Here is a 19,540-nt window from a genome sequence, read left to right as displayed (position 1 = left end):
CCAGTGATTGGATTTATTGTTAAATGCAGATTACTTAAGGTCAGGTAATGGCTGACCTGCTCCCTGACTGATCCCAAGCTGGGGTAATAAATCGTTAATCGCTGTGGCATAATTGACCAGCGAATAACGGCTGTCGTATTTCGCGCTGATTTGCGAAAACTTTGCCTGAAACACGTCTTGTTCGACACTCAGCAAGTCATTCAATGTGCGCTGACTGAGTTTATATTCACTTTTGTACACATCGCGCGAACGTATGGAATCCTGTAACTGGTCAGCACTGGCCTGTGCCTGACCTTCCGCACCAGCCCAGTTGGCGTAGGCCACCGAAGCTTTTTGCAGAACGTCGAGCTTGGCCTGATCCACCACCGTGCCCGCGATGTTTTTGCGTCCTTCGGCCTGCCTGACTCTGGCGGAAACCGCCCCTCCCTGATACAGCGGCGCATTGACTTGAAACTGGATTTGGTTATTCCAGTACGGATCGTTTTTGGTTTCATAACGCGTCCGGTTCGCCTGCAAACTCAGCGTCGGCAAATAATCGGATTTGGCTTTATTCACGTCAAATGACGCAGATTGTTGTTGCGCCTGCGCATATAACACCGTCGGTATTGTCGAATAATCGATATTATCCGGCGCAACCGGCGTGTCGAATTTATCTGTCATGAAAGGTTTATAATTAGTCGCCCTCACACCGGTCAGTGACGTTAACTGCGCCTTCGCCGCCGCTAAGTTCGCCTGATATTGTTTCAGTGTCGATCGCATACCGGAAATACGTGACTGAGCCTGTAATACATCGGATTGCGTCGTTAATCCGGCATCGGAACGTAAGGACGACATTCTTCTCACGTCTTCCAGTGCGCGAATATTTTCTTCCACTGCTGCCGTCAGATCCTGATATTTCAATACATCCAGATACGCCGTGGCAGTTTGCTCTGCGACGTCCGACAGGGTTGCCAGTAATTTATAGCGATAACTTTCCTGGGCAGATTTCTGCTGGCTGATGCTGGCATTGGTTTTGCCGAAATCATAAATCAGCTGTGACAACGTCAGGCCGTAAGCCGCCGCGTTGTTCATGCTGTTGGAGAAATCCTGTTGCGTCGAGCTGCCGGTATTGGCAGTCAGCCCGATCTGCGGAAACCACGCACTTTGCGCCTCGCGGATCTGCGCCTGGCCGATCCCCATCTGATACGCCTGCTGGGTGACCGACGGGCTGCGTGAAAACGCCTGCAGGATGGCGGTTTTCAGATCCACTGAGTCCAGCCCTTTCATCGAAGGTGCTGCGGCCCAGTCCCCGTCACTTTTTGTTACATCTGCATGACCGGCAAGGGGCAGCGCCAGACACACTGTCAAAATACTTAACTTACCTGCGACTTTTCTCAGCGTTTTTTTCATCTGACACTCCTGTCATTATCCTTACCGGAAACGTCCTCGCGCCATGCTGACGCAGTTTCCAGAACCCACATTCCTTCTGACTTGCAGGGGTATTATTACAACCTTCTGTCCTGTGCAAAAGTGGCCCACAGAGAGGGGCACGGTTTGAAATACATTGATTTAAGGCGAAATATCCTATTAAAAACATTGATGGCGTGAATGGAAAAATCTTAAAAATCAGGCCGTTGTTTTGTTGCCAGAAAGGAAAAATCTGATCACCCGGAAGGCGGAAATGAAGACAATTTGATTACAACAGACCCATTAGCCTTACAAAAGTCAGTCACTTCCTAGGGAAATTTGCAAAATCCTTACAAAGAAATGCGGGGTAATTTGCGTTTTTGTGGCTTTTTACAGGGCGGGATGAACGCACGGGGTGAGATTATTCTGAGACAAATTCCCGGAACTTTCACCTGAAAGACTTCAGGCGAAAGTGAAAAAACAGCAGGGCAAGGGAGAGATAAACAGTTAAGAGAATTTTATGCTTAACACGGGATCACAGTTCAGCGTTACCCGGATTATCAAATCCGACGCGTCCGACAAACGGCAACCGCAAAGCCGGATCCTTCACATCAATGCCCAGATTCAGCCCTAACACATTGACCTCTACCCCTTCTTCGACGCCCAGCGTCACGCCAAGCAACCCGAGCACGGAAATTTGCACGCCGCGCCCTGAGGGTGGCAACCCCACCGGATGGGTGATTGCCCGGTAATCTTTCCCGAGGGCATTGGATGGCAAATCGAGATGTAAATCAGGCACTTCACGCCCTATATGGGCGATAAAGGTATTGCTGTTCGGCCCCGGCCACGCGTGATAAGTGTGCGGATAGGGATAGCTTTTGATCGCCGCAGTGAGCTGCGGGATCATCGCCTGCGCCGCTGCACCACGGTGATCCACCAGCACCCGCGGCCGCGAGCCAAACCAGTAACCGTCCGGGACGGTGTAATTACGCCTGACCACATTGGTGCTGCCCCAGCTGATGACGTCATAACGGGTAAATTCCGTTTCACCTTCACGTTTGAAAATAATCCACGGATGCACGGCCACCAGCCCGCGCCAGCCATAGGTCGGGGCGGCATAGATCTGGATAATCGCGGTGTTTTTGAATTTAACCGGATCCGGCGCAATACCGGCGGAATCCCGCCGTGCCGTGGACCAGCTCTCTCCGGCGGGTTCTTCCCGGGTCTGCGTAGCTTTGGCGTAGCTGTATCCGAAAGACAGTAAGAGTACGAGAACAAATCCGAGACTTATCCATTTAAAGGCGAGCATGCTTTTCTTCTCCTTTGAAAGATTTTTGGACAACGAGCCGTGGCAAATTACCGGCGGCATGAACGAAAGCCCGGCTTGTCTGTACACCGGATGCACCGCCACCAGAGGGTTATACAGCACACCGGAAACGCTTATCGACGTTTTTCAGGCTGTGGAACACAATAATTTTGTTGGTCAGCGCCAGAGGGGGCATATAACACAAGGTGTAACCAAACAGCAGCGTGATCAGCAAGGTGCCGTTGTCATTGATTATCCCCTGCCCCATGACAAATTTACGAGTCCGGTCACGATGATTTTTTCAACAAAAAGCCCGGCTGGGAAAATCAGACTCCAGCCCATTGTTGCTGGCGTCCGGCTGTCACATACTGCGGTTAACCATGAAATACGTTTCACCGGTTTGATAAAAATAACGAACTGAAGTTAACGCATTGATTAAAAAGGATGAATATGACTGACTCTAAGAAAGCATTGATCATCGGCGCATCACGCGGTATCGGTTTGGGTGTGGTGAAAACGCTCGCGGAACGCGGCTGGAAGGTCACGGCCACCACGCGTGACGCGGTTCCCGCAGGCGCTTCGGGTTCTGCCGACTGGCTGAAACTGGATATCAACGAAGCGGAACAGCGCGAAGCGGTTAAAGACGCGCTTTCAGAAAGCCGTTTTGACCTGATTTTTGTCAACGCCGGGGCGTTCGGGCCGGATCATCAGGATCTGCATCAGGCCAGCGATAAAGAAATTGTTCAGCTGTTTATGACCAATACCATCTCCCCTGTGCGCATTGCCTCTGCGTTGCTGCCGCTGTTAAATCACCGCACCGGTGTGCTGGCATTAATGACCTCTGAACTGTCCAGCCTGAATGAGAACGAAGTGGCGACTTATCCGCTTTATTCCGCCAGTAAAGCGGCACTGAACATGCTGACCCGTGGCTTGCTGGAGCAGACAGAGAAGCAGGAACTGACGCTGCTTTCCGTGCATCCGGGCTGGGTACAGACGGATATGGGCGGCGAGAATGCCACCCTGACCGTGACGGAAAGTGCCACCGGGATTGTCGATCAGTTCGATGCCTGGCGTGGCAAAGGCGGCCATCACTTTGTGGAATATTCCGGTCGCGAACTGCGCTGGTAAACCCGCCGTGATTTGACAAACGGCTTGATCCGTTTCTGTGTTAATGCCACCATTAGGAAATTAACGTTTCCTAATGGTGGCATTTTTATGACATCCGCTTCACCTAAAGATCGCGGCCGTCCGCGTGAATTCGATACCGGACTTGCGCTGGATAACGCCATGACGGTGTTTCGGGAAAAAGGCTTCCATGCCGCCTCCGTCAGTGACCTGAGTCAGGCGATGAACCTGACCGCAGGCAGTATTTACAAAGCTTTCACCGATAAACGCACCCTGTTTCTTCACGTATTTGAACGCTATACGTCGCTGCGTAATGCCCAGTTGCGCCAGCAGATTGAGCGCGTCACTACCGGCCGTGAACGTATCGCCGAACTGCTGCGTTTTTACCTCACCTCTTCCCATGAAATCGAAGGCCGTCGCGGCTGTCTGGTGGTTGTCGGCGCCGTCGAATTACTCACGCTGGACGAGGAACTCGCCACACTGGTTCGTCAGGCCATTATGCGCAACAAGTCCCTGCTCACGGGCCTGATTGAACAGGGTCAGCGCGACGGTTCAATATCGCCCAACCTCGACGCTGCCGCCGCCACCTCGCTGCTGCTGTGCATTGCACTGGGCATGCGGGTTGCCGGTAAAGTGGAAAACAATCAGGACATGGAGGCGACATTGCAACTGGCCCTGAAAATGCTCGATTAAAAATTTTTTCCCATTTAGGAAACAAATATTTCCTAATTATCCTTTTTACGGAGACTGACTATGACTGATAAAACGCGCTCTTCTGTGGTGTCTGCCGACCCTTTCGCCGTGGCTGACCCCTCATTGCCCGGCTTTACCCATCGCTATGCCAGCGTCGAAGGCGTGCGCCTGCATTACGTCAGCGGCGGCAATCCTGAAGGTAAAGTGTTGTTATTGCTGGCTGGTTTTCCGCAAACCTGGTATGCGTGGCGCGGCGTGATGCAGGCACTGGCGAACGATTTCTGGCTGATCGCGCCGGATCTTCCCGGTCAGGGGGATTCTGACCGGCCGGAAAGCGGCTACGACACGCAAAATCTGGCGCAGAAAATTCACGGCCTGATGCAGCTTCTCGGGCATTCACATTATTCGCTGGCGGCACACGATGTCGGCGCATGGGTGGCTTATCCGTATGCGGCGATGTATGGCGATGAAGTCCGGCGGCTGGCGCTGCTGGATGCCGGGATCCCCGGAATTACCTTGCCGGATGCCCTGCCGGTGACGCCGGATACCTCGTGGAAAACCTGGCATTTCGCCTTCCATACGCTGCCTGATTTGCCGGAGGCGCTGATCACCGGCAACGAACGGGTGTATCTCGACTGGTTTTTACGCCGTAAAACCGCCGCGCCGGATGCGTTCAGCGAGGACGATATCAGCGAGTATCTGCGTGTTTTCCTCAAAAGCGGCGGTCTGCGCGCCGGGCTGGCGTATTACCGCTCGGTGACGAAATCCGCTGAACAGAACCGCGAGCTGAACCGGCGGGGAAAACTGCCAATGCCGCTGCTGGCGGTCAGCGCCAGTCAGGGATCGATTCCGGATATGGCTCTTCCCCTGCGCGCTTTCGCTGAAAACGTCACCGGCATTATCATTGCTCACAGCGGCCACTTTATCCCCGAAGAACAGCCTGTGGTCTTAGCCCGCGAGCTGCACAATTTCTTCACAATGTGAGATGAAGATTTGCTGAACTTTTTATGATAAAAAGACGACTCAGATTGTTTGTTAATTATTTGTATACACAATAATTGCCGCGCTAACGAGTCGTCACTGACCGCAGACACGGCATCTTTCATTTTTCAGGGATTTGTCATGTCTGCTCCTGCCGTCGGTCCGGATTCACTGTTACAGCACCGCTCGTTTGTCGCTTTCTGGATCGCCCGCGCCGCATCCAGTTTTGGTTTCCAGATGCTTTCCATTGTGGTGAGCTGGCAGATTTATTCGATAACAGGCCGCGCGTTTGATCTCGGGCTTATCGGGCTGGTGCAGTTTTTACCTTCCGTGTTGCTGGCATTAGTCGCCGGACACGTGGCCGATCAGTTTGACCGCCGCCGCGTGGTACTGCTCGGGCAAATCGCTGAATGGGTGGCGATTGCCGCACTGGCTTATCTGACGCTGACGCATCACGTTAATGAAGTGATTGTGCTCGGCCTGATCTTTGTGATTTCAACCGCTAAAGCGATGGAAGCGCCGTCGTTGCAGTCCATGTTGCCCGCGCTGGTGCCGCCGAATTTACTGGCACGCGCGATGGCCGCCAACAGTGTCTCCGGACAGGCGGCGGCCATGGTCGGTCCGGCGCTCGGCGGTTTTCTGTATGTCGCGGGCGCGGGAGTGGCTTACGCGGTATGCGCCTGTCTGTACCTGCTGTCGATCGTGATGGTCAGCCGTTTACGTTATGAGCAGACGCCGCCACGCCGCGTACCCGCCACCTTCAAAACATTATTCGCCGGTATTGGTTTTATTCGCGCCCGGCCGGACGTGCTGGGCGTTATTTCCCTCGATCTGTTCGCGGTCCTGCTCGGCGGGGCTACCGCGCTGCTGCCAATTTTTGCCCATGATATTCTGCACACCGGTCCGTGGGGTCTGGGCTTATTGCGCGGCGCACCGGCGGTCGGCGGCCTGATTGTCGGGTTCTGGCTCAGCCATCGGGCACTCAACCGGAATGTCGGGAAAATCATGTTCGCCGCTGTCGCCGGGTTTGGTGCCGCCACGCTGGTATTCGCCTTTTCCACCTCGCTGTGGTTATCCATGCTGGCGTTATTTGCCCTCGGCGGTTTCGACATGATCAGCATGGTGATCCGTGGCGCGCTGGTGCAACTCGATACGCCGGACGACATGCGCGGCCGCGTCAGCGCCGTGAATTCCATCTTCATCAATACCTCGAATCAGCTCGGCGAATTTGAATCCGGCCTGCTGGCAGCCTGGGTTGGCGCAGTGCCTGCTGCGGCCATCGGCGGTGTCGGCACGCTGATCGTGGTGGGATTATGGATGACCTGGTTCCCCGGTCTGCGTAAACGGCAGAAACTGGAAAATGACATCGCCGCATCCTGATAATGTTGCGGGGATTTTCGGCACTGGAACAAATCGAAAATCCCCAATATAATCAGCTCATTCATTCACCAACGTTATATATAAGGAGGATTGCCATGCTGACCCGTGAAGTTTTTTTAATTTCACTCGTCCTTAGCGATCGTCACTGCTCAGGTGTTTCCGGCTCCGTGCCGCGATAACCTGCCTGAGCGAAGCTAACTGACATCCTGAGAACTTCCCTCCGGCTTACCGGTTATCGTCGGCTATTTTGACGATGGGCATTGCTATGCCTTAAACCTGAGTAAGCATCATGACGACATTGTTATCTGCACAATCCTTATCTTTCGATAATGCCTTCGGCCCTTTGCTGGCTGAGATTTCCTTCGGCCTGAAAAAAGGCGACCGCATCGGCCTGATCGGCCATAACGGCTGCGGTAAAAGTACCCTGCTGAAAATCCTCAGCGGTGAACTGGCGGCCACCGCCGGCACCGTCACGCTCGCGAATCACTGCCTGATGGCGCGTGTCGAGCAACATCTGCCCGCTGAACTCAATGACCACAGCCTGCTGGACGCGGTGTTCAGCCTTCTGCCCGACAGCCTGCATCAGCCGGAAGCCTGGCAGGCGCAGGTGCTGCTTTCCAGCCTCGGGTTTGATGAACAGGCCCTGAAACTGACGGCCGGAACCCTCAGCGGCGGACAGCATACCCGTCTGCTGCTGGCACGCGCGCTGATCCGCCAGCCGGATGTGTTGCTGCTTGATGAACCCAGTAACCATCTGGATCTGACCACTCTGTTATGGCTGGAACAGTTTCTGAAAAACTGGAATGGCAGCTTTGTGCTGGTTTCCCATGACCGCCGTTTGCTCGACAGCGTGACCCACAGCACCTGGATCCTGCGCGATAAAACGCTGCAATTTATCCGTTTGCCATGCACGCAGGCGCGACAGGCGCTGGATGAAAAAGATATCGCCGACGCCCTGCGCCGTAAGTCCGAGCAAAAGGAAATTGACCGCGTCACGCGAAGCGCAAAACGGCTGGCCGTGTGGGGCAGCGTTTACGATAACGAAGGGCTGGCGCGCAAGGCCAAACAAATGGAAAAACAGGTCGGCCGGATGAAAGACGACCAGACGGAGGTCACGGCGGGAAATCAGTGGACGCTGCGGCTGAACGGCGAGGCGCTGGCGGCGGACCGTGTGCTGGCACTTTCCGGTTTGCAGATACGCCCGGCGGCAGAGGCGCCGGTGCTGTTTTCCCTCAATGACCTGCGGGTGAAAAGCGGTGATCGCATCGCGCTGGTCGGGCGTAACGGCTGCGGGAAATCGTCGCTTTTACAGGCTTTATGGCAGGCGTATAGCCAGCCGCAACCCGATGACGGAGGCATTATTTTTCACCCGCGCGTGCGGACCGGCTATTACGATCAGAACCAGCATCAGTTACAGGATGATGATTCGCTGACGGATGCGCTGTCGCCGTTTGCACCGCTGACGGAAGAACAGCGGAAAATGGCCCTGATCGGTGCCGGATTCCCGTTTATCCGTCATCAGCAAAAAGTCAGTACCCTCAGCGGCGGCGAGCGGTCGCGGTTGTTGTTTATCGGCCTGACGCTGGCGAATTATTCCCTGCTGCTGCTCGATGAGCCGACCAACCATCTGGATCTGGAAGGCAAAGAGGAACTGGCGCAGACGCTGAAAACCTTCAGCGGCGCGGTATTGCTGGTGTCGCATGACCGGACGCTGATCGAAGAAAGCTGCAACCGCTTCTGGCTGATCGACCAACAGCGTCTGGAGGAGTGGCACGCGCTGGCACCGGTGTATGCCCTGCTGGCTGGGGCGTCTTCCGTCCCTTCCCTGACGGTAACGGCACCCGCAACCGAAACAGCGGAAGTGGCGGAAACCGAGGAGGAACGGCTGCTCGCCCTGCTGCTGGATCTGGAAAGCAAGCTGGAAGAAGACCGGGCGCGGAAAACGAAACATCAGAAGCCCGAACTTCAGCAGCAATGGTTGCAAAAGATTGCGCAACTGAATGCGTTGCTGGATCTGGTCTGAAGACATATGTTAAGAAATGGTATCCGAATTTTTACTGACGCAATGCATTCCTGTCCCTGCCGGAGATATTATGTTTAACGTTTTACGTGCTGAGCCTAAAACCACATTCGAATATGGCCCGTTTCGTATCCGCCGTATTCGCCCCGGGCAAATCCTGCCTGAAAATGGCGATGATGCTTTCGGGCCGCTGAGTGTGATTGATCATGCCAATCTGGAACCGGGTACGCTGGTGAAGATGCATGAGCATAACAATGACGAGATCCTCAGCTATATGTGGCGCGGATCGATGGTGCACGAGGATTCGGCGGGTCACCGTGTGCCGCTCTCGCCGAAAAAGCTGATGATGATGAATGCCGGTGAAAGCTTCTGGCATGAAGAATCCACGCCGCTGGTACCGGCCGAAATGTTGCAGATTTTTATCCGCCCGCGTAAGGCAAATCTTGAAGGTCGCGTGCAGTTTATGGATCGACCGGACGGGGTGAAACAAAACGCGTGGACGCTGCTGGCCGCGCCGGAAGGCATTGAATCACCGCTGGAAATCCGTCAGGCGGTGTATGTGTACGACATCCGCTTGGACGCTGACAGCACCACGGAAATCCCCGCGCATCCCGGTTTTGCGCAATGGCTGTATGTGATGGACGGTGAAATCAATATCGCAGATGTCAGCCTGTCGAAAGGCGATGCGATCAGTGATGAGGAAAGTACGTTGTCTGCCGCCACGGCGAAGAAAGAGACCACACTGGTGTGTTTTCTGGTTTGTCTGGGCGCAGAAGCGATTCTGGAAGGCACCATCAGCGGTAAGTAATAACCTGCTGTCATAAAGAATGGCATCTTAATAATGAAAAAGCCCCAGTCGTTAAACCGGGGCTTTTAAGGTACTATCAAATTAATATTTAACATTCATCAACTTAATTACATATTACTGCTTTTAAAGATGTACATCGTTTCACAGGATATATTTTGCTGTCTGGTAACGCTATCCTCCTATAATTTCGTGGAATAACATCGGTATCCTGTTCATTTCACTTAAGCCGGTTTTCAGTCGGGATAAATGAGTACATCACCCTCGCGATATAGACTCTTTGATGCGTGACCTTACTCTCGTCGCGATATTCTCGATTTCAGACTTAACGTACCCAAATCGCGAACATTACTCTGACTAACAAGGCGTTACATCATCGCGTTGTGTTCCACATCATGCGATTGCACAGCTTTACTGCGTGGCCTTAAAGCGTCATCTCACGGGTTTGAAATTACCACCCGGTGTTGAATCACCCAAACTAAAATACTTCGTGGCCTTTATCGCATCTCATTACTTGCAAGTTTATCAACCTGCTAAATGCACCGCGAAATAAAATTTTCATTCCACTTCTCTCTGGTGCTGAGTTCTAATTTACTCGTAATAAACTCGCTGTCAACCCTGTATTTACGAACAGCTTTTTTATTTGGCGTAATAGGATAAACCCTAATGAAATCTGTGATCTGCGCTGGAAATATTCATTACCCGATTAACCTGAAAATTGCACAAAAATAATATTTTGTACACATTTTCGGCGTTATTTCCCTTTGGGGGTGGTTAATGCCCCTTTTTGTACCAGTAAACTAGTTCAACGGTGTACATTCCGCTGGCGATCCACTATATTGCGGCGCTCAAGGCCAAAGACGCAGCATAAACGCGCATCTGATGACCATTTTTCCTGTCACTTCTTTTACAGCAATTCATTTACCGAATCGTGATAAAAGCCACGCGAGGATACGCATTATGGCGACGCTTTCCGTGACCGCCCCGCAACGTTCTGTTTTGGGCGGCGCAATGATTATCGGAGGCACCATTATCGGCGCCGGGATGTTCTCTTTGCCGGTGGTCATGTCGGGTGCCTGGTTCTGCTGGTCAGTCGCCGCACTGATTTTTACCTGGTTCTGCATGCTGCATTCCGGTCTGATGATCCTGGAAGCCAACCTTAACTACCCGGTCGGCTCCAGTTTCAATACGGTGACCGGCGATTTGCTGGGCAAAAACTGGAACCGGCTGAACGGCATCACCATCGCCTTCGTGCTGTATATCCTGACGTATGCCTATATTTCGGCCAGCGGTTCGGTGATCCAGCATACGTTGCGCGAAATGTCGGTGAGTTTCTCCCCGCGCCTCGGCGGCCTGCTGACCGCGCTGGCCGTGGCGTTTATCGTCTGGCTGAGTACCCGCGCCGTGAGCCGCATGACCGCTGTCGTGCTGGGTGCCAAAATCATCGCGTTCTTCCTGACCTTCGGCAGTCTGTTGTGGCATATCAAACCGGTGAATCTGCTCAACAGCGTGGAGCTGAACCCGAGTTACGCGCCTTATGTGCTGGCGACGCTGCCGTTTTGTCTGGCGTCGTTTGGCTATCACGGCAACGTGCCGAGCCTGATGAAGTACTATGGCAAGAACCCGCAGATCATTAAAAAATGTCTCCTGACCGGCACGCTGATGGCGCTGGGGCTGTATATCATCTGGATGCTGGGGACGATGGGCAACATTCCGCGCCCGGAATTTATCGGTATCGCCGAACGGGGTGGCAATATTGACGTGCTGGTGCAGTCGCTGAGTCAGATCCTCAACAGCGCCGGGCTGGATTTGCTGCTGACGATTTTCTCCAACTTCGCCGTCGCCTGCTCGTTCCTCGGTGTGACACTGGGATTATTCGACTATCTTGCCGATCTGTTTAAGTTCGATGACAGCCGTACCGGTCGTTTTAAAACAGCGCTGATAACCTTTGTGCCGCCGGTGATTGGCGGTGTGATTTATCCGGATGGTTTTATTTACGCGATTGGTTTTGCCGGTCTCGCCGCCACGGTCTGGGCAGTGATTGTGCCTGCGCTGATGGCCCGTGCCTCCCGCCAGCGTTTCGGCAGCCCGCAGTATCGCGTGTGGGGCGGCAATAAGATGATCGTGCTGGTGTTGCTGTTCGGTATTCTGAACGCGGTGGTGCATATCCTGTCGGCTTTCAGTTTACTGCCGGTTTACCGCTAAACCGCCCTGCTTGCCCCTGATCAGGCCATGCGCCAGCGCATGGCTTTTATTTTTCTTCCTGCTAATCACAATTCCCCTACAGTCTGTGATTTATTTGCCGATTATTTATTGCAATAATCAGGGCAGATGCAAATAACCTCCTCTTCGACCGTATTCAATATCAGGAAAAAAAATGTTAGAAATTTTTGATGTCAGCTACAACGACCTGACAGAAAGACGTTCGCAAGACCTGTATAAACTGAGGAAGAAAACCTTTAAGGACCGTCTGGATTGGGCCGTTAATTGCAGCAATGGCATGGAGTTCGACGAATACGATAATTCGGATACGCGCTACATGCTGGGAATTTACGACAACCAGCTGGTGTGCAGTGTCCGTTTTATTGATTTGCGCCTGCCTAATATGATCACCCACACGTTCCACGCATTATTTGGCGACGTGACATTACCTGAGGGTGATTATATCGAATCGAGCCGTTTTTTTGTCGATAAGAACCGGGCGAAAGACCTGCTGGGCAGCCGTTATCCCATCAGTTATGTGCTGTTTTTGTCGATGATCAACTATGCGCGTCATCACGGCCATACGGGGATTTACACCATCGTCAGCCGGGCGATGCTGACGATTGCCAAACGCTCAGGCTGGGAAGTCGAGGTGGTGAAAGAAGGCTTTGTCGCTGAAAATGAACCGATTTATCTTCTGCGTCTGCCAATTGACCGCCACAACCAGCATCTGCTGGCGAAGCGGATCAGTGAGCAGTCTGAGTCAGATATCGCCGCCCTGTGCGAGTGGCCTATGTCTTTGCAGGTGACACCAGTACAGGCTTAATCAGCTCAAGTTCAACGCCAAGCCGGATAGCCTGCTTGGCGTTAATCACGCCCAGTTTCCTGACGACATTCCCCATGTGATATTTCACTGTGCGGGTGGTGATATTGGCAATCTGGGCAATTTCGTCATAGGTTTTGCCCATACTTGCCCAATGCAATACTTCATTTTCCCGCGCGGAGAAAATGGGTTTGCTGGTATTCATCGTGGTATTTGCCGAGGCCGTCGCCGCGCTCTGGTTAAGCATCAGCATTTTTTCATGGGTTTTAATCAGCAGACACTGCAATTTATCCATGTCCTGAGCCACTTTACTTTCCGGACCTTTTTCCTGACCGGATTCCATAATCAGCGACAACATGCCGAGGTTATTCATATGGTCATGAAGCACGAACGTGTAGCCATTGGCGATGCTGAACTTCTTCGACAATGAAAAAATCTTCGACGATTTGAGATCAGAAAGTACTGTCAGGTTTTCATCCCAGGCGAAAGGGGAAACACGCTTGAAGGCAGTGAGAACCACAGGATCAATATGGTGATAGTTATGCGTGGTATAAATATTGACCCATTCATCCGGATAGCTGGTCACCACAAAAATATTAGTAGGATTTTTTTTATTGATGACCATATAGGTGTATTTTAAAGGCCCGTACGAAACTAATTTCCGCTCGATATAGTCGCGCAACGTTTCTATTATTTTCTGATCATTTCTTACACGAGAATGCATAACTGTCTCCCCCCTGGCTAAAGCCCGTTCCCTTTTGATTTTCGTGGAGTTTCTGTCATAAAGTACAGTATCCCATTACACCTTAGTACAACTATCCGGATGCGCCTCCACCCGTATAATCACCGCATAACAATTAATTAGCAAAAAAAAACCTGACCAGCAGAGTCAGGCGGCAACATTAGCCAACACCAGGGAAATTTAAACGTGTGTAGTACCTAAAATGCTACAGAATTGCATTTGTTTCAACAAATGGGAGTTCTGTAGCATTTATTATTTCGGGCGGATGTTGGCCTCGCCGCCCTGTTATTTCCCCATATGACCTTTCTTTAATGCCCTGCCCGTCAGCTCAATTCCGTATTCGCATTCAGAGGTTCACCGGTGGCGTAAAACTGGCCGCCCGCGATGTAATGCAGACTGCGCAGCGCAGGATCCGCCTCTTCGAAATGCCAGTGGCCGTCGCGGAACACGCGGGTATCCGCCCATGCTCCGACAATTTCCCCGATAAATAAGTCATGCGCCTGCTGGTTATGCGGTTCCGGGATCAGCCTGCACGCCAGCCATGCAGTACAGCCCGCCACAAACGGCAGATCACCGTGCCCTTCCATGCGGAACAGTTCCGCGCCGCAGTGTTGCAGTTTTTCCGGATCGTTTCTCAGCGTGCGGTTACCGAGGTCATAGGTCATTTGCAACTGCGCCACCGTGGGCACCTGAATCACAAAAAATCCGCTTTCTTCGATAAGCTCGCGCGTGCGGGCGATTTTATCCAGCACCACGGTGAGTTTTGCCGGTCTGAAATCCAGACCACACACCCAGGAAGCCGACATCACATTGTCCACGCCCGCATGGTGCGCGGAGACCAGCGCGGTCGTGCCGTGGTTGATCAGACGGTAAGCTTTTTCCAGTTCGACAGGCGCAAATTGTTGAGTCATCAGAATCTCTCAGGAAGGGAACACGGCGTGCAGCATGACAAACCTGCCGTGCCGGTACTACGCATTCGGTGCGGCATGGCGGGGTTTGACGGATTTACGCAATAAATGCAGGGCAAGCGCCAGCAGAAAGAGCGCTGCCTGCACCAGCACAATCGTCGGGCCGGTCGCCGCATCGATATAAAAGCTGATAAAGGTGCCGCTGATGGCGGCCAGCATTGACGCGGTCACCGCGACCAGCAGCATCTTCGGTAAAGTTTTACACAACAGAAACGCCGTGATACCCGGCGTGATCAGCATTGCCACCACCAGCACCACACCGACCGCCTGTAGCGCGGCCACGATGGTCAGCGCCAGCATGCATAACAACGCATAATGATAGAAACGTACCGGCAGCCCGATAACTTTAGCCTGTACCGGATCAAAACAAAACAGCATCAGATCTTTGAATTTAAGGATGATTGCCAGCGTCACCACCGTGGCGATGATCAGCGTTTGCAGCATTTCGCTGTCGGTCACGCCCAGCACGTTGCCAAACAGGATATGACTGAGATGCTGTTCGGTGTTGACCCGCGAGAACAGCACCAGTCCGGCGGCAAACATACCGGAGAAGACGATGCCCATCACCGAATCTTCTTTTACCCGGCAATGCTCTTTGATAAAACCGGTCGCGACGGCGCAGAACAGGCCGGAGCCGAAAGCGCCAATCACCAGCGGGATCCCCGCCAGATACGCCAGCACCACGCCGGGCAGCACCGCATGCGAAATGGCATCGCCCATCAGCGACCAGCCTTTCAGCACCAGAAAGCAGGAAAATATCGCGCAGACAATGCTGGTCGCCACGGCGGTCAGCAACGCACGTTGCATAAAATCAAAGCTCAGTGGCTCCGTCAGCACTTCAAACCAGGACATCATGCGCGGCTCCGTTTTTTAATACGGAAATGGTTCACCAGCCAGCCGTGTTTCGGCGCGAACAGAAACGCCAGCAGGAAAACGGTGGTTTGCAGGCAAACAATCACCCCGCCGGTGGCACCATCAAGGTAATAGCTCAGCCATGCCCCTGCCGCACTGGTGACAGCACCGATCGCCACCGAAATTATCAGCAGATGGGAGAAGCGGTCGGAGAGAAGATAGGCCGTCGCGCCGGGGGTGATCACCATGGCGATCACCAGAATCGCGCCGACGGTTTGCAATGCAGCCACGCTGCAGGCGCTGAAAATGGTGAAGAAGATGACTTTCAGCCACAGCGGGGAAAGCCCGACCGAAACGGCATGCGCCTCATCGAAAAAGACCGCCAGCAGATCCCGCCAGATCACACATAACACCAGCAGCGACACCCCGACAATAATCTGCACCTGCAAGATATCGGCATCATCAATGCCTAAAATGTTGCCAAACAGGATCGACTGCACGTTAACCGAGGTCGGATTGAGCGACACCAGTAACAGGCCAAGGGCAAAAAAGGTGGAGAAGACGAAACCGATAATCGCGTCTTCCCGCAGTTTGGTGAAATGGCGTAACAGCGTCATGGAAAGCGCGGCCAGAATACCGGTACCGAACGCGCCAATGGCGTACGGAAAACCCAGCGCATACGCCCCCGCCACGCCCGGCACCACGGAATGCGACAGCGCATCGCCCATCAGCGACCAGCCTTTAAGCATCAGGTACGCCGATAAAAAAGCGCATACCGCGCCCACGCCGGCACTGACCCAGATCGCTTTCACCATATAGTTGTACTGAAACGGCTCAAGCAGAAATCCGATCATATCACCCGCCTCACCGGTTCCTGCGGGACCAGATAACCAATATTGCGCAACGCGCCGCCGAAGGTATTTTCAAGATTCTGATGGGTAAAGGTGCTTTCCAGCGGACCGGCGGCCATTACCGTGCGGTTAATCAGCACCACGCGGTCGCAGAAATCCGGCACGCTGGCGATGTTATGAGTGGACACCAGGATCAGATGCCCTTCATCGCGCAACTGGCGCAGGAGATCAATAATCGCATTTTCCGTTTTGATATCGACACCGGTGAACGGCTCATCGAGCAGCATGACCCGCCCCTGCTGAGCCAGCGCCCGCGCCAGAAAGACACGTTTTTTCTGGCCGCCGGACAGCTCGCCAATCTGGCGGTGCGCCAGTTCGGTCAGGCCGACCCGCGCCAGTGCCGACGCCACCTGTTTTTTGTCCTCCGCTGACGGGATGCGCAGAAACGACATTTTTCCGTAACGCCCCATCATCACCACATCACGCACCAGCACCGGGAAATTCCAGTCCACTTCTTCAGACTGCGGTACATAAGCAATCAGGTTTTGTTTCAGCGCCTTCGCCACGTTCAGGCCATCCAGCGTTACCCGTCCGTGGGTCGGACGGATAATCCCCATGATGGTTTTAAACAGGGTGGATTTACCGCTGCCATTGACGCCGAGCAGCGCGCAAACCGAGCCGCCGCGCAGCGTAAACGAGGCATTTTCAATCGCCGTATGACCGTTGTTGTAGGTCACCGAGATATCGTCAACGTCGAGTTGCAGCGCAGCATCATTCATTGGCCGAATCCTTCTGCAATGGTGCCCACCGTGACTTTCAGCAGGTCAATATATGTCGGCACCGGTCCGTCTGCGGCGGAAAGTGAATCGACATACAACACGCCGCCGTACTTCGCCCCCGTCTCTTTACTGACCTGTTTCGCCGGTTTGTCTGAGATGGTGCTCTCACTGAACACCACCGGGATCTGTTGCTGACGCACCAGATCGATGATTTTTTTCACCTGCTGCGGCGTACCCTGTTCTTCGGCGTTGATCGGCCACAGATAAGCTTCCTTTAAGCCGTAATCTTTCGCCAGATAACTGAACGCGCCTTCACTGGTCACCAGCCAGCGCTGACCTTCAGGAATTTTTGCCAGACGTTCACGCAGCGGTGCATCAAGCAGGCTGATTTTTTCGGCGTAACTTTTCGCGTTACGGTCATAGACAGCGGCATTTTCCGGATCATATTTCACCAGCGCCGCACGAATATTCTCGACATACACCAGTGCATTTTTGGCCGACATCCAGGCATGCGGGTTCGGATTGCCGACATACGGCCCTTCCTGAATAGGCAATGGCGCGATGCCGTCTGTCACGGTGGCGGAAGGCACATTTTTAATGTTGGCGAAGAAGCGGCCGAACCAGCGTTCGAGGTTAAAACCGTTCCACAAAATCAGATCAGCAGACTGCGTTTTTACGATGTCACGCGGTGTCGGCTGGTAATCATGGATTTCCGCGCCGGGTTTGGTGATCGACTCCACCGTCGCTGCATCACCGGCGACGTTTTGCGCGATATCCTGGATCACCGTAAAGGTGGTGACGACCTTAAACTTTTTTTTGTCTTTTTCCGCCGCCTGCGCGTGGCCGGTGATCAGCGCCACGATCATGCCAACCAGCATCAGCCGTAAACGGAACGGCGACTGACTGAATAATTTTACGATGTTCTGTCCATTTCCCATGAAAGTTCTCCTGTCACACTGCACATCAACCGGCGGTTTATTACTCAGGTATAGCACAGGCTATACTCCATAGCCAAGGCAAAGTTTTCAGAAATTGGTAGATGTGTGCACTTGGTTTACAATGCGTGAGTTGCCGTGATGTACGCGGGGGCGGAAAAACCATTGAGTTAGCAAGAGGCAGGCGTAGTGAAAGAGAAAAAAATAAATCCATTACTGGATGTGGAAGAACACGCTCAGGGTTTTTTACAGGTGCGCGAGGCGCATCGCCGGGAATTAATGGACGATTACGTTGAGCTGATTTCAGACTTAATTCATGAATTTGGCGAAGCCCGTCAGGTTGATTTGGCGGCGCGTCTCGGGGTTTCCCAGCCTACCGTAGCAAAAACATTGAAACGTCTGGCCAACGCCGGATTGGTGCATCAGTTGCCTTATCGCGGGACGTTCCTGACACCGGAAGGCGAAAGACTGGCCGCCGAAAACCGCGAGCGCCATAACGTGGTGGAAGCGTTTTTCATCGCACTGGGGATCAGCGCGGAAACCGCGCGTCTCGATGCGGAAGGGGTTGAACATCATGTCAGTGACGAAACCCTTGATGCGTTCCGTCGTTTTACCGAAAGCCGCAAAGCCACCCTCTGAACAAAATCTGTTCTCATCCGCCGGGTTCCCGGCGGTTTTATTAATGACAAAACTTTCGTTTTAAAATACAAATGAAAGTATTAAGCGTCTTGTACACTTCATCATCATTTTCCTATATTGTTTATTGTATAATCATGTCAACTTTATGGAGTAGTCTAGGATTATTTAAGTATTAGATATAGAAATGAAAAAATAATCCTAAACGGGTAATACCAATCATTACAAAAATTCCTATTTGATTCTAATTATCAAAGAGTTATGCCTGCAAAGTCGGAATATTTAATTACATAAACCTTAATCAATAAATTTCGGTTACGTTGACGACGAGAACCAGACTATATATTATGATTACAGGCATATTTGATGATAATAACGGAGGGATATCATTGAATATATGCAATGTCTTTTACGGAGAATAAGTTCATTTAAAGGAATGAATTAATGATGCGCATTGCACTTATTGACTCATGCACATTGACGTATATCGGATTAAAGCATTTATTTTCTTTAGCCCATACACCAAAGAGCATCACTTTCAATCAAATCAGTGCGGAAGATGCGCTTGATACAAAGAAGGGAACGTACGACATTTACATTATTGAACCCGGAGAAGTGAAATCCGAGTTTAATATTGATAAGTTTATCTACAATTTAAAGTCGTTACTTCAGGGAGAGGCGAAATTTGTCATCCTGAGCGACAATGTGATCGTCAACAGCCGGCTGGCAGACTTTCATTTATGCAAAGAGCATTCGTTTTCAAAGATTTTCTTCTTCTTTGATAGCTTACTGAAAGCCCGTTATGACGCGCTGCGGCCCTTCGTCGAGGACTATGTTCTGACGAAAAACGAAGCGATTTTGCTCCGTTGTTTATCTCAAGATCCGACAATGAGAAATATCGAAAAAGCCACCTCGATCCCCTTGTCGAATCTTTATTATTATAAATACAGCGCCATGCGAAAACTTAAATTAAAGAATACCAAAGAACTGTTCAATTATCTTAACCGGGTACTGAATCACTCACTCTGAACCTCAACCTGGCTGATCGTAGCCAGG

Annotated in this window: 18 protein-coding genes and 1 pseudogene; 10 read left to right on the top strand and 9 right to left on the bottom strand. The window is 52.3% G+C overall.

Annotation, left to right across the window (positions count from 1 at the left end; all coding sequences use genetic code 11):
* Positions 1 to 30: 30 nt before the first annotated feature.
* From EDF78_RS00785 to EDF78_RS25670, 3 genes and pseudogenes are all read right to left on the bottom strand, one after another.
* Positions 31 to 1,389, bottom strand: coding sequence for a TolC family outer membrane protein (locus tag EDF78_RS00785; protein WP_208294453.1), 1,359 nt, complete (start codon positions 1,387 to 1,389; stop codon positions 31 to 33).
* 532 nt (positions 1,390 to 1,921) lie between these two features.
* Positions 1,922 to 2,695, bottom strand: coding sequence for a DUF3750 domain-containing protein (locus tag EDF78_RS00780; protein WP_133822272.1), 774 nt, complete (start codon positions 2,693 to 2,695; stop codon positions 1,922 to 1,924).
* A 124-nt stretch (positions 2,696 to 2,819) separates the two neighbouring features.
* Positions 2,820 to 2,966: pseudogene (locus EDF78_RS25670) on the bottom strand (MFS transporter); the annotation flags it as partial.
* Positions 2,967 to 3,142: 176 nt separating this feature from the next.
* Between EDF78_RS25670 and EDF78_RS00770 the strand changes: the two are divergent.
* From EDF78_RS00770 to eagI, 8 genes are all read left to right on the top strand, one after another.
* Positions 3,143 to 3,820: an SDR family oxidoreductase gene (locus tag EDF78_RS00770; RefSeq protein ID WP_095925698.1), complete on the top strand. Its 678-nt coding sequence runs from the start codon at positions 3,143 to 3,145 to the stop codon at positions 3,818 to 3,820.
* Between the two features lie 87 nt (positions 3,821 to 3,907).
* Positions 3,908 to 4,510 carry a TetR/AcrR family transcriptional regulator gene (locus EDF78_RS00765; protein ID WP_133822271.1) on the top strand — a complete coding sequence of 201 codons (603 nt, stop codon included), beginning with the start codon at positions 3,908 to 3,910 and terminating at the stop codon, positions 4,508 to 4,510.
* A 60-nt stretch (positions 4,511 to 4,570) separates the two neighbouring features.
* Positions 4,571 to 5,494: an alpha/beta hydrolase gene (locus EDF78_RS00760; RefSeq protein WP_133822270.1), complete on the top strand. Its 924-nt coding sequence runs from the start codon at positions 4,571 to 4,573 to the stop codon at positions 5,492 to 5,494.
* A 138-nt stretch (positions 5,495 to 5,632) separates the two neighbouring features.
* Positions 5,633 to 6,871, top strand: a complete 1,239-nt coding sequence (locus EDF78_RS00755) for an MFS transporter (RefSeq protein WP_095925695.1) — start codon at positions 5,633 to 5,635, stop codon at positions 6,869 to 6,871.
* A gap of 289 nt (positions 6,872 to 7,160) precedes the next feature.
* Positions 7,161 to 8,894, top strand: coding sequence for an ABC-F family ATP-binding cassette domain-containing protein (locus tag EDF78_RS00750; RefSeq protein WP_133822269.1), 1,734 nt, complete (start codon positions 7,161 to 7,163; stop codon positions 8,892 to 8,894).
* 70 nt (positions 8,895 to 8,964) lie between these two features.
* The gene (locus EDF78_RS00745; protein ID WP_131693060.1) at positions 8,965 to 9,699 is read left to right on the top strand and encodes a pirin family protein; all 735 of its coding nucleotides are present in this window, start codon (positions 8,965 to 8,967) and stop codon (positions 9,697 to 9,699) included.
* A 957-nt stretch (positions 9,700 to 10,656) separates the two neighbouring features.
* Entirely contained in the window at positions 10,657 to 11,901 is a 1,245-nt protein-coding gene (gene mtr, locus EDF78_RS00740) for a tryptophan permease (RefSeq protein ID WP_133822268.1), read from the top strand.
* Between the two features lie 172 nt (positions 11,902 to 12,073).
* A complete protein-coding gene (gene eagI, locus EDF78_RS00735) occupies positions 12,074 to 12,724 on the top strand; it encodes an acyl-homoserine-lactone synthase EagI (protein WP_095925691.1) in 651 nt (216 codons plus the stop codon).
* Here eagI and EDF78_RS00730 read toward each other — a convergent pair.
* From EDF78_RS00730 to EDF78_RS00705, 6 genes are all read right to left on the bottom strand, one after another.
* Positions 12,690 to 13,445 (bottom strand): LuxR family transcriptional regulator, encoded by a 756-nt coding sequence (locus tag EDF78_RS00730; RefSeq protein ID WP_131693058.1) that lies wholly within the window; start codon positions 13,443 to 13,445, stop codon positions 12,690 to 12,692. The two genes, eagI and EDF78_RS00730, sit on opposite strands and share 35 nt — an antisense overlap.
* A gap of 341 nt (positions 13,446 to 13,786) precedes the next feature.
* Positions 13,787 to 14,374, bottom strand: a complete 588-nt coding sequence (locus EDF78_RS00725) for a flavin reductase family protein (protein WP_133822267.1) — start codon at positions 14,372 to 14,374, stop codon at positions 13,787 to 13,789.
* A 57-nt stretch (positions 14,375 to 14,431) separates the two neighbouring features.
* Positions 14,432 to 15,286 carry a metal ABC transporter permease gene (locus tag EDF78_RS00720; protein WP_095925688.1) on the bottom strand — a complete coding sequence of 285 codons (855 nt, stop codon included), beginning with the start codon at positions 15,284 to 15,286 and terminating at the stop codon, positions 14,432 to 14,434.
* Positions 15,283 to 16,137 carry a metal ABC transporter permease gene (locus tag EDF78_RS00715; RefSeq protein ID WP_133822266.1) on the bottom strand — a complete coding sequence of 285 codons (855 nt, stop codon included), beginning with the start codon at positions 16,135 to 16,137 and terminating at the stop codon, positions 15,283 to 15,285. The genes EDF78_RS00720 and EDF78_RS00715 overlap by 4 nt, the downstream gene beginning before the upstream one ends.
* Positions 16,134 to 16,913 carry an ATP-binding cassette domain-containing protein gene (locus EDF78_RS00710; RefSeq protein ID WP_095925686.1) on the bottom strand — a complete coding sequence of 260 codons (780 nt, stop codon included), beginning with the start codon at positions 16,911 to 16,913 and terminating at the stop codon, positions 16,134 to 16,136. The genes EDF78_RS00715 and EDF78_RS00710 overlap by 4 nt, the downstream gene beginning before the upstream one ends.
* On the bottom strand, positions 16,910 to 17,779 hold the full coding sequence (locus EDF78_RS00705) for a metal ABC transporter substrate-binding protein (RefSeq protein WP_232770905.1): 870 nt from the start codon (positions 17,777 to 17,779) through the stop codon (positions 16,910 to 16,912). The genes EDF78_RS00710 and EDF78_RS00705 overlap by 4 nt, the downstream gene beginning before the upstream one ends.
* Positions 17,780 to 18,037: 258 nt before the next feature.
* Between EDF78_RS00705 and mntR the strand changes: the two genes are divergently transcribed.
* Together mntR and EDF78_RS00695 are read left to right on the top strand one after the other, a co-directional pair.
* Positions 18,038 to 18,487 carry a manganese-binding transcriptional regulator MntR gene (gene mntR, locus EDF78_RS00700; protein WP_095925684.1) on the top strand — a complete coding sequence of 150 codons (450 nt, stop codon included), beginning with the start codon at positions 18,038 to 18,040 and terminating at the stop codon, positions 18,485 to 18,487.
* Between the two features lie 441 nt (positions 18,488 to 18,928).
* Positions 18,929 to 19,513, top strand: a complete 585-nt coding sequence (locus tag EDF78_RS00695) for a hypothetical protein (protein ID WP_095925683.1) — start codon at positions 18,929 to 18,931, stop codon at positions 19,511 to 19,513.
* Positions 19,514 to 19,540: the final 27 nt, after the last annotated feature.

The sequence above is a fragment of the Rahnella sp. BIGb0236 genome (genome assembly GCF_004364755.1).
Classification (GTDB): domain Bacteria; phylum Pseudomonadota; class Gammaproteobacteria; order Enterobacterales; family Enterobacteriaceae; genus Rahnella; species Rahnella victoriana.
Note: the sequence above shows the minus strand (reverse complement) of the source record. Positions and strands in the feature narration are given on the sequence as shown.